At 74.6% G+C, this 9,463-nt stretch carries 11 protein-coding genes; 9 read left to right on the top strand and 2 right to left on the bottom strand.

Going from position 1 to position 9,463, the window contains the following annotated elements:
* Positions 1 to 104: 104 nt before the first annotated feature.
* The 4 genes from RWM17_RS09110 (at position 105) to RWM17_RS09095 (ending at position 3,417) form a co-directional block, all read left to right on the top strand.
* Positions 105 to 1,160 (top strand): NAD-dependent epimerase/dehydratase family protein, encoded by a 1,056-nt coding sequence (locus RWM17_RS09110; RefSeq protein WP_314102924.1) that lies wholly within the window; start codon positions 105 to 107, stop codon positions 1,158 to 1,160.
* Positions 1,161 to 1,346: 186 nt separating this feature from the next.
* A complete protein-coding gene (locus RWM17_RS09105) occupies positions 1,347 to 2,015 on the top strand; it encodes a glycosyltransferase family 2 protein (protein ID WP_123548036.1) in 669 nt (222 codons plus the stop codon).
* Positions 2,012 to 2,683 (top strand): DUF2064 domain-containing protein, encoded by a 672-nt coding sequence (locus RWM17_RS09100; RefSeq protein WP_314102917.1) that lies wholly within the window; start codon positions 2,012 to 2,014, stop codon positions 2,681 to 2,683. Before RWM17_RS09105 ends, RWM17_RS09100 begins: the two co-directional genes overlap by 4 nt.
* 2 nt (positions 2,684 to 2,685) lie before the next feature.
* Entirely contained in the window at positions 2,686 to 3,417 is a 732-nt protein-coding gene (locus RWM17_RS09095) for a methyltransferase domain-containing protein (RefSeq protein WP_314102921.1), read from the top strand.
* A 144-nt stretch (positions 3,418 to 3,561) separates the two neighbouring features.
* Here RWM17_RS09095 and RWM17_RS09090 read toward each other — a convergent pair whose 3' ends face one another.
* Both RWM17_RS09090 and RWM17_RS09085 read right to left on the bottom strand, forming a co-directional pair.
* A complete protein-coding gene (locus RWM17_RS09090; RefSeq protein ID WP_314102915.1) occupies positions 3,562 to 4,074 on the bottom strand; it encodes a hypothetical protein in 513 nt (170 codons plus the stop codon).
* Positions 4,074 to 5,414, bottom strand: coding sequence for a molybdopterin-dependent oxidoreductase (locus tag RWM17_RS09085; protein WP_314102912.1), 1,341 nt, complete (start codon positions 5,412 to 5,414; stop codon positions 4,074 to 4,076). The genes RWM17_RS09090 and RWM17_RS09085 overlap by 1 nt, the downstream gene beginning before the upstream one ends.
* Positions 5,415 to 5,483: 69 nt before the next feature.
* Between RWM17_RS09085 and RWM17_RS09080 the strand changes: the two genes are divergently transcribed.
* The 5 genes from RWM17_RS09080 to RWM17_RS09060 all read left to right on the top strand — a co-directional run.
* Complete coding sequence (locus RWM17_RS09080; protein ID WP_314102910.1) at positions 5,484 to 6,938, top strand: glycosyltransferase 87 family protein; 1,455 nt, start codon at positions 5,484 to 5,486, stop codon at positions 6,936 to 6,938.
* Positions 6,939 to 6,975: 37 nt separating this feature from the next.
* Positions 6,976 to 7,452: a TOBE domain-containing protein gene (locus RWM17_RS09075; protein ID WP_314102908.1), complete on the top strand. Its 477-nt coding sequence runs from the start codon at positions 6,976 to 6,978 to the stop codon at positions 7,450 to 7,452.
* Positions 7,449 to 8,312: a molybdate ABC transporter substrate-binding protein gene (modA, locus tag RWM17_RS09070; protein ID WP_314102907.1), complete on the top strand. Its 864-nt coding sequence runs from the start codon at positions 7,449 to 7,451 to the stop codon at positions 8,310 to 8,312. The genes RWM17_RS09075 and modA overlap by 4 nt, the downstream gene beginning before the upstream one ends.
* Positions 8,313 to 8,430: 118 nt before the next feature.
* Positions 8,431 to 9,231 (top strand): ABC transporter permease, encoded by an 801-nt coding sequence (locus tag RWM17_RS09065; RefSeq protein WP_399540362.1) that lies wholly within the window; start codon positions 8,431 to 8,433, stop codon positions 9,229 to 9,231.
* Positions 9,228 to 9,463 (top strand): ATP-binding cassette domain-containing protein (locus RWM17_RS09060; protein ID WP_314102903.1); only part of this gene is annotated, 236 nt, incomplete at its 3' end. The genes RWM17_RS09065 and RWM17_RS09060, both read left to right, overlap by 4 nt.

Genomic DNA, 9,463 nt, shown 5'->3' with positions numbered 1-9,463 from the left:
GTGCTCGCGCGCCCCGTGCGGTCGGCGACGTCGTGAGCGACACGACGGGCGCCTCCGGGGCGACGGCTCCCGCTGACGCGACCAGCGCCTCCTCGTCGCCCGGGCTGCTGCTCGTGACGGGCGGCGCCGGCTTCATCGGCTCGGCCGTCGTGGAGCAGGCGCTGGGCCGCGGCTGGTCCGTGCGAGTGCTCGACTCGCTGCGACCCGACGTGCACGGCGGCCCCCCGACGCTCGACCCGCGGGTCGACTTCGTCCGCGGCGACGTGCGCGACGCGGCGGTCGTCGACGCGGCGCTCGTGGGCGTCGACGCGGTCTGTCACCAGGCGGCCAAGGTCGGCCTCGGCGTCGACTTCCAGGACGCGCCGGACTACGTCGACAGCAACGAGCACGGCACCGCCGTGCTGCTCGCCGCGATGGACCGGGCGGGCGTCGACCGGCTCGTCGTCGCCTCGTCGATGGTCGTCTACGGCGAGGGCAGCTACCGCACGAGCGCGGGCGAGACCGAGCGGCCGGCCCCCCGTCGCATCGCCGACCTCGACGCCGGCGTCTTCGACCCGCGCGACGCCGAGGGCGAGCTCCTCGAGCCGCAGCTGATCGCGGAGGACGCCCCGCTCGACCCCCGCAACGTGTACGCGATCACGAAGCTCACGCAGGAGCACCTGTCGACCTCGTGGGCCCGCAGCACCGGCGGCCGCGCCGCCGCCCTGCGCTACCACAACGTCTACGGGCCGGGCATGCCGCAGAACACCCCCTACGCCGGGGTGGCGTCGCTGTTCCGTTCCGCGCTCGAGCGCGGCGAGGCGCCCCGCGTCTACGAGGACGGCGCCCAGAGGCGCGACTTCGTGCACGTGCGCGACATCGCCTCGGCCAACCTCGCGGCCCTCGACTGGACGGCCGCGCAGCAGCCCGACTCGTTCCGGGCGTTCAACGTCGGCAGCGGCACCGTGCACACGATCGGCGAGATGGCGGAGGCGCTGGCCCGCGAGGCCGGTGGGCCCGCTCCCGTGGTCACCGGCCAGTACCGCGCGGGGGACGTGCGCCACGTCACGGCCTCGTCGGCACGCCTCCGCGACGAGCTCGGCTGGAGCCCGGCGGTCTCGTTCGAGGAGGGCATGCGCGAGTTCGCGACGGCCCCGCTGCGGGCGGCCGTCCGCGGTTGACGCCGCACCTGCAGATCCAGAGGGGCGGCACGGGCGGGTTCGTCGCCGACGGTCCGTCGCCACGGACCGTCCTCGACGGACCCGCCCGGGTTCCCGGCTCAGGCAGGCCGGGCGGACCGAACGATGTCGCCCCCCGTCCGGGGCGGGTACGGCCCCTCCCAAGGTGGCGTCCGTAATATCACCAGGATGAGCAGTCCCCAGGTCGACGTCGTGCTCCCCTGTCTCGACGAGGCAGGGGCGCTGCCCTGGGTGCTCGGGCGCCTGCCCGAGGGCTGGCGAGCGATCGTCGTCGACAACGGCTCCACCGACGGCTCGGCCGACGTCGCCCGCGAGCACGGTGCGCTGGTCGTCGAGGAGGCGCGTCGCGGCTTCGGCGCAGCCGCCCACGCCGGTCTCGAGGCCGCCACCGCACCGTTCGTGGCCTTCTGCGACGCCGACGCGTCGATGGACCCCGCCGACCTGCCGACGCTCGCCGCCCCCGTGCTGGCAGGCGAGGCCGAGCTCGTGCTCGGTCGCCGACGGCCGACGACGCGCGGCGCCTGGCCGTTCCACGCCCGCGTCGCGAACCGGGTGCTCGCGCACCTGATGCGCCGCGCCTCCGGCGTCGCCCTGCACGACCTCGGCCCGATGCGCGTCGCCAGCCGAGAGGGGCTGCTCGGCCTCGGCCTGCTCGACCGCCGGAGCGGCTACCCGCTCGAGATGGTGCTGCGCGCCTCCGAGGCGGGCTGGCGCATCCACGAGCTCGACGTGCCGTACTCGCCGCGCGTCGGCCGCAGCAAGGTGACCGGCACGATCCGCGGCACCGCACGGGCCGTCGAGGACATGTCGCGGCTCCTCAGGGAGGCAGGCCGATGACGACCGTCGTGGTGATCTGCAAGGAGACCCTGCCGGGCAAGGTCAAGACGCGCCTGCACCCTCCCCTGACCCTCGAGCAGGCCGCCGAGGTGGCGGCCGCTGCGATCCAGGACACCCTCGCCGTGGTGCGCCGGCTGCCCGCGAGCCGACGCGTCCTGCTCTTCGACGGCAACCGAACGCCCCCCGGCTCCGAAGACTTCGATGTGATCCACCAGATCGGCGGCGGCCTCGACGCACGGCTCGGAGCCCTCTTCGACGAGGTCGACGGCCGCACCGTGCTCGTCGGCATGGACACTCCGCAGCTCACGGTGACGGACCTCGCCCCCGCCTTCGACGAGCCGGCCGACGACGTCGACGCCTGGTTCGGCCCGGCGAACGACGGCGGCTTCTGGGCGCTCGGCCTCGAGCGGCCCACCGGAGACCTGCTCCGCGGCGTCCCGATGTCGCAGGACGACACCGGGGCACATCAGCGGCGCCGGCTCGCCGAGGCCGGGCTCCGCGTCCGCACGCTGCCCGAGCTCGTCGACGTCGACACGATCGACGACGCGCGGCTCGCCGCCGCCGCCGGCCCCGACACCCTCTTCGCGCAGGCCCTGCGCCGACTCGACCCCATCACCGCAGGCGGTCCCGACGCCTCCCGGCCCGCCCCCGAGGAGACCCTCTCGTGACCATGACCGCCGACCCCCAGCCCACCTTCGGCTCCGGAGGCGCGGAGCCGTACGCCCGTGCCCTCCGCCGCGAGGGGCGACTCCAGCTCGTCCGCTCCCCGGGAACCGCCCGCCAGGGCTCGCGCTCCGTCGACACCGGCCGCGGCGCGGGCCTCGACGCGCCCGCCGACGGCGCAGACCTCGACGCGTTCGACGTCGCCCGCTGGAGTCGCGGGGCCGACGCCGCCGACCTGAGCACGATCCTCGACGCGTCGTCCGTGCTCGACATCGGCTGCGGCCCCGCCCGGATGGTGCGCGCCGCCGTCGACCGCGGGCTCGGCGCCCTCGGCGTCGACGTCTCCGTCACCGCCGTCGCCATGGCCGTCGACGCCGGGCTCCCCGTCGTGGCGGGCTCGGTCTTCGACGCCCTGCCGGGCGAGGGGACGTGGGACGTCGCCCTGCTGCTCGACGGCAACATCGGGATCGGCGGCGACCCGACCGCCCTGGTGGCCCGCGCCTCCTCGGTCGTCGCCCCCACGGGGTCCGTGGTCGTCGAGACCGCGGCCGACCCGGCGGCCGACGTCGCCTACGACGCCCAGGTCGTCGACGAGCAGGGCCGCGCGAGCGCCACGTTCCCCTGGGCCGAGGTCGGCCGCGAAGCACTCGGTCGGCACGCCGCCGCCGCGGGCCTGCGCGTGTCGCAGACCTGGTCGGTCGGTCGTCGCACGTTCTGCCGGCTCGTCCGCGCCTCCTAGGCCGGGAACCGTCGCGGAGGCGACGAACCGACGCGGGAGATCACGTCGGTTCGTCGCTTCGACGTCGCCTCAGCCGAGATCGAGATCGAGATCGAGACCGCGACCGCTCGGGAGCACCAGGCCGTGCGGGTCAGGCCGTGCGGGTCAGGCCGCGCGCCGCGCCTCGCGGCGGCGGGCCAGCACGGTCCACGCGACCACGGCGAGCGCCGTGAGCACGACGACGACCAGCCACGCCACGCCCAGCCGCACGCCGTAGTCGAACGGCAGCACGGTGTCGTTCTTCGGCCCCCGTGCCTTGGCGATGATCTCGGGCACGACGACCAGCGTCAGCACGACCCCGAGGACGATCCCGACCTGCACGATCGCGAGCACCGCGGGGCTGATGCGTCGACCCATCCGCCCGACGAGCAGGGCGATCCCGGCGACGACAGGGGCGATGATCGCGTCGTGGGCGATCACGGCGCCGATCAGCCACACGAGCAACCCGCCGTAGCGCGTCGGCGACACCGTCTCGGTGAGCACCCACCCGCCGAGGCCGATGAGGGCGATGCCGAAGACGACGAGCACGGCACGGGCGACGCGGACGCCGCGCCCGGTGGCGCCGGACCCGGAGGCAGAGGAGGAGGAAACGGCGGGGACGGCCGACGAGCGCGTCATCAGATCACCTCGATCAGGCTGAGCCACTTGGTCTGCAGGACGCCGGGACGCCCGGGGGCGATCATCCGCGCGGGGTAGCCGTGCTCGATGTCGAGCCGACCGCCGTTCACCTCGAGGGCGACGAGCGTGGTGGGGTCGTTCGCGTACTCAGGGCCCATGAGCATGACGCGGTAGCCGCCCTTCTCCTCGAGGCTCGTGACGCGCAGCGATCTGTCGGACGGCGCCCCCACGAGCGCCATCAGCTCGACGAGGCGCGGGCCGCGCCAGCGGGCGGTCTGGCTCCAGCCCTCGACGCACGAGATCGGGAGGTGCTCGTCGCCTTGGGCCATCGCCTCCAGGTCCGAGGCCGTGAAGGCCATCGTCCGCTCGCCGTGGGCGATCGTGAGGGTCCAATCGGGGTCCATCGCCGTCTCGAGCACCTTGGCTGCCGAGGCGGTCCGGTTCACCGGCAGGTCGTTCGGGCCGATGCCGCGCTGCCGGGGACCGAAGGCGTTGAGCGGCTCGAACGGGGTGAAGGACTGGCCGGCGGTCAACGCGACGACGCCGACGGTCGAGGCGCCGATCGCGCCGAAGAAGCCTCGGCGCGACACGCGGCTGCGGGCCGGGTCGCGCTCGGGCTCGCGGGCGTCGTCGATCCAGCGGGTCACGCGGCCGACCAGCCCGCGGGGCTGCGGGGCCGAGGGCTCGCCCCCGGTGAGCTGCGAGGTCGAGGTCGGAGCGTCGTCGCGGCGCATGCGGGCGAGCTCGCGCACGGCCTCGTGCTCGGCCCGCGCGGGGTCGAGCTCGCCGGAGGGCTCGACGAACCGACCGTCGGCGTCGTAGCTGTCGCGGGCCCGCCAGTACCGGGTGATCAGCGGGAGCTTGACGGCGATGTGGACGGCGAGCGAGCCGATGATCACGAACGACAGGGCGAAGTGGACCTGCTTGAACGGGAACGGCCACGGGTACCACTGGTACGTGTTGAGCAGGCCCGTGACGAGCTGCAGCACCGACGTCGAGATGAACAGGGCGATGGAGGCGCGCTCGAGCACCTGCACCGGGTGCCGCACCGGAGGGTGCTGGAACAGCTGCGGGAACACGGCGTGCAGCTTGCCGAGCAGCAGGGGGATCGAGGCGATGCCGGCCGTGATGTGGATGCCCTGCGTCACCTGGTAGAGCCAGACGGGCGAGGTGGGGAACCGCATCCAGGAGGCCGGTTCTTGCAGGAAATGGCTGTAGAGGCCGGTGAGCAGGCAGATCAGGAACGCCGCGCCGAGCAGCCGGCCGAGGACGGTCGCCGAGCGGGCGTTGCGGCTCGGCGACGAGGCGGCCGTGCGGAGCGTCAGCAACAACTGTCTCATGTCGGCCATCATTTCACATATGTGGTGCGTGGTCCTGGTTCCCAGGCGGTCGTCGACCAGACTGGACAGGTGCGTACTCTATTCGCGGCCGTCGCCGTCACCGGATTGGCGGCGTCCGTGGCGTGGGGCGTTCTCGAGCTGGAATTCCTGCGAGAGGAGCTCCGCGCCTCCTACGTCGTGTGGACCGCGGTGTGCTGGGCCTTCTTCGTCGTGGCCCTGCTGCTGCTGCGCCGGGTGCCCGCCCGGGCGGTCACGGCCCTCGTGCTCGCGGGCACGGCCCTCGTCGGCGGCGCGGCCCTGACCGGCGACCCGAACACCAGCACCGACCCCGCGCGCTACGCCTGGGACGGCATCGTCCAGGTGAACGGCGTCTCGCCCTACGCGTACACCCCCGACTCGGGCGAGCTGCGCGACCTGCGCCCCGCCTGGATCTTCCCGGAGTCGGCGCCCTTCACCCGGGACGACGGCACGATCGGCGAGCGGTGCAGCCAGCCCGACCGGCAGATCCACCGCGCCTACGACACCGAGACGGGCGACGTCGTCTGCACGGCGATCAACCGGCCGGAGGTCCCGACGATCTACCCGCCCGCGGCGGAGCTGTACTTCGCCGGCGTGCGGGCCCTCGTGGGCCCCGAGGTCGGCTTCTTCCCCCTCCAGCTCACCGGCGCGCTGCTCGTGTTCGGCACGACCGTCGCGCTCGTCGTCACACTCCGCCGCCGCGGCCTCGACCCGCGCTGGGCCGCTCTCTGGGGCTGGTGCCCGCTCGTCGTCGGCGAGGGGATCACCAACTCGCACGTCGACCTGCTGGGGGCCGTGCTCGTCGTCGCGGCCACGTTGCTCGTCGCGACCGGCCGTCGCTGGCGGGGCGGCATCGCGCTCGGCGCCGCCGTCGCGACCAAGCTCATCCCGGCGATCGCCGCTCCCGCCCTGCTGCATCGTCAGCCGGCGAAGGTCGTCGTCGCCTCGATCGTCACGTTCGCGCTGCTCTACGTCCCCTACGTCGCCACGACCGGCTGGCAGGTGCTCGGCTACCTGCCCGGGTACCTGACGGAGGAGGGCTACGAGGACGGCTCCCGGTTCGTCTTCATGTCGGCGTTCCTGCCCGACGCGTGGACGACGCCCGTCGTCGCGCTGGTGCTCGCCGTCACAGCCGCACTCGTCTGGGTCAAGACCCCGGTCGACAGGCCCTGGCTCGGCCAGCTCGTGATGATCGGCGTCGTGCTCGTGGCCGTCAGCCCGCGCTACCCCTGGTACGCCCTGCTGCTCGTGCCGTTCGTCGCGCTGACGGGCCGGTGGGAGTGGCTCGCGATCCCCCTCGCCCTGCTCGTGCGGCAGCTCGAGCCGTACATGGCCCTGCAGCGGGCGTCGCTGGCGACGGCGGTGCTCGTCATCCTGCTCGTGTCGATCTGGCGAGCCGGGCCGGGCTGGTCCGAGCGGCTGGGGGACGTCGTCGTCTCCGACGCCCGTCGACTGCGACGACTCGTCAGCCGTGGACGCTCACGTGCGGCGGCGATCTCCGACTGACGCCGCAGCAGCGGAACGAAGCCGGTAGGATCGACGCATGCCGGAGACCCTGTACCGCGTCAGCGAGGCCGCCGCACTGGTCGGCGTCTCGGACGACACCGTCCGCCGCTGGGCCGAGGCCGGACGCCTCGAGCTCGTGCCGGGCCCCGGCGGACGCCTCGCGGTCGTCGGCTCGGAGCTGGCCCGCGTCGCGAGCGAGCAGGCGGCGCACGCCGCGCCTCCTCGCGGCGGTGCAGGAGGCGACGCCTCGGGCGCGGTCGTCAGCGAGCGCAACCGGTTCACGGGGATCGTCACGGCGATCGTCCGGGACACGGTCATGGCGCAGGTCGACGTCCAGGCCGGACCGTTCCGGGTCGTGTCGCTGATCAGCAGGGAGGCGGCCGACGAGCTGGGCCTCGAGGTCGGCAGCCCCGTGGTCGCGAGCGCGAAGGCGACGAACGTGAGCGTGACGCTCGGGCGGCTGGGCGAGACGGCGACCGCGCCGGCCGAGGCCGAGAGCGAGACCGCTCGATGACTCCTGCACGCCGCACCCGCGCCTCCTCGGCCCGCACGCCCTTCGCCCGCACGCCCTTCGCCCGTCGGCCCCTCGTCCTCGCCGCGGGCGCTGCCGCGCTGCTCGTGCTGAGCGCCTGCTCCTCCGGGGGCGCGGCCGACGACCCGACCGCCTCCGGCACCCCCGTCGCGAGCCCCGCTGCGGCGACCGGCGAGATCACGGTGCTGGCCGCCGCCTCCCTGACGGAGACCTTCGACGCCCTCGCCGCCGACTTCGAGGCCGCGAACCCCGGCAGCACCGTCACGATCAGCTACGGCGGCAGCTCGGCACTCGCCCAGCAGATCGTCGCCGGGTCGCCGGTCGACGACTTCTTCAGCGCCAGCGCCGCCACCATGCAGATCGTGACCGACGCGGGCCTCGCCGAGGGCGAGCCCGCCACGTTCGCGCGCAACGCGCTCGAGATCGCCGTGCCCGCCGGCAACCCCGGCGACGTCACCTCCCTGGCTGACCTCTCCTCCCCCGACGTGGAGGTCGCCCTGTGCGCGGCCGAGGTGCCCTGCGGCGCGCTCGCCGCGACGGTGCTCGAGGCCGAGGGCGTCGGCGTCACGCCGGCGACGCTCGAGCCCGACGTGAAGAGCGCCCTCACGAAGGTCGAGCTCGGCGAGGTCGACGCCGCGCTCGTGTACGAGACCGACGTCGCGGCGGCCGGCGACTCGGTCGAGGGGATCGAGGTGGGCGACGCGTCGACCCCGACCACCTCGTACCTGGCCGCCCGCCTCGCCGACGCCCCGAACCCCGGGCTCGCGGAGGCGTTCCTCGCCTTCGTGCTGTCGTCGACCGGCCAGGACGCGCTCGCCGACGCCGGCTTCCGGGTCGGCTGACCCGGTCGCCGTGGACCTGCTCCCCGACCGGCGCGACCGCACCGGTCGACGAGACCGGCGCCTCCCCCGAGACCGGCGTCTCCCCCGCGATCCGCGTCGGCCGCTCGACCGCGGCCCGCTGCGTGACCGGCGCCTCCCCGTCGCCGTGCTCGTGCCGGCGCTCGTCGGGCTGGCACTGCTCGTGCTGCCGGCCGTGGCGCTGCTCGTGCGTGCCCCGTGGTCGACCCTCGGCCAGCGGCTCGCGAGCGAGAGCGTGCTCGACGCCCTGCGGGTGTCGGTCACGAGCGCGCTGCTCGCGACCGCGATCAGCCTGCTGCTGGGCGTCCCGTTGGCGTGGCTGCTGACGGCCAGCGACGCGTGGCCGGTCGTCTGGCGGCGGCTGCTGCGAGCAGTAGTCACGGTGCCGCTCGTGCTGCCGCCGGTCGTCGGCGGCATCGCGCTGCTCTACCTGCTCGGGCGCAACGGCCTGCTCGGCCGCCCGCTCGACGCCGCCCTCGGCATCACGATCCCGTTCACGCTCGCCGCCGTCGTGATCGCGCAGACGTTCGTCGCGATGCCGTTCCTCGTGCTCAGCGTCGAGGGGGCGCTCCGCGGCGTCGACCGCGGGCTCGACGACGCGGCCGCCTCGCTCGGGGCGTCGCGCTGGTACGCGTTCCGGCGGGTGACGGTGCCCCTGGTCGCCCCCGGCGTCACGGCGGGAGCCGTGCTCTGCTTCGCCCGGGCCCTCGGTGAGTTCGGGGCGACCATCACCTTCGCGGGGACGTTCCCCGGACGCACCCAGACCCTCCCGACGAGCGTCTACCTGGCCCAGCAGAGCGACCCCGAGAGCGCCGTCGCGATCTCGCTGCTGCTGCTGGCGGTCGGGGTCGGGGTCCTGTCGCTGCTGCGCGACCGGTGGCTGACGACGGGGGCGCGGTGAGCGAGGGCGGGCTGAGCGCTCGGCTGCGGGTGACCCGCGGCTCGTTCGCTCTCGACCTCGACCTCGACGTGGCCCCCGGCGAGGTCGTCGCCCTGCTCGGCCCGAACGGCGCGGGCAAGTCGTCCGCGCTCGGGGCGCTCGCGGGCCTGCTGCCCGCCGTCGGGTCGCGGGTGGTCGTCGACGGCCACGTCCTGGACGGGCACGGCCGGGACGGGCGCGGCCGGGACGGGCA

Origin of the sequence: uncultured Frigoribacterium sp., from assembly GCF_963515265.1 — a bacterium.
Lineage (GTDB): Bacteria > Actinomycetota > Actinomycetes > Actinomycetales > Microbacteriaceae > Frigoribacterium.
This window is presented reverse-complemented; position numbering and strand designations above follow the sequence as displayed.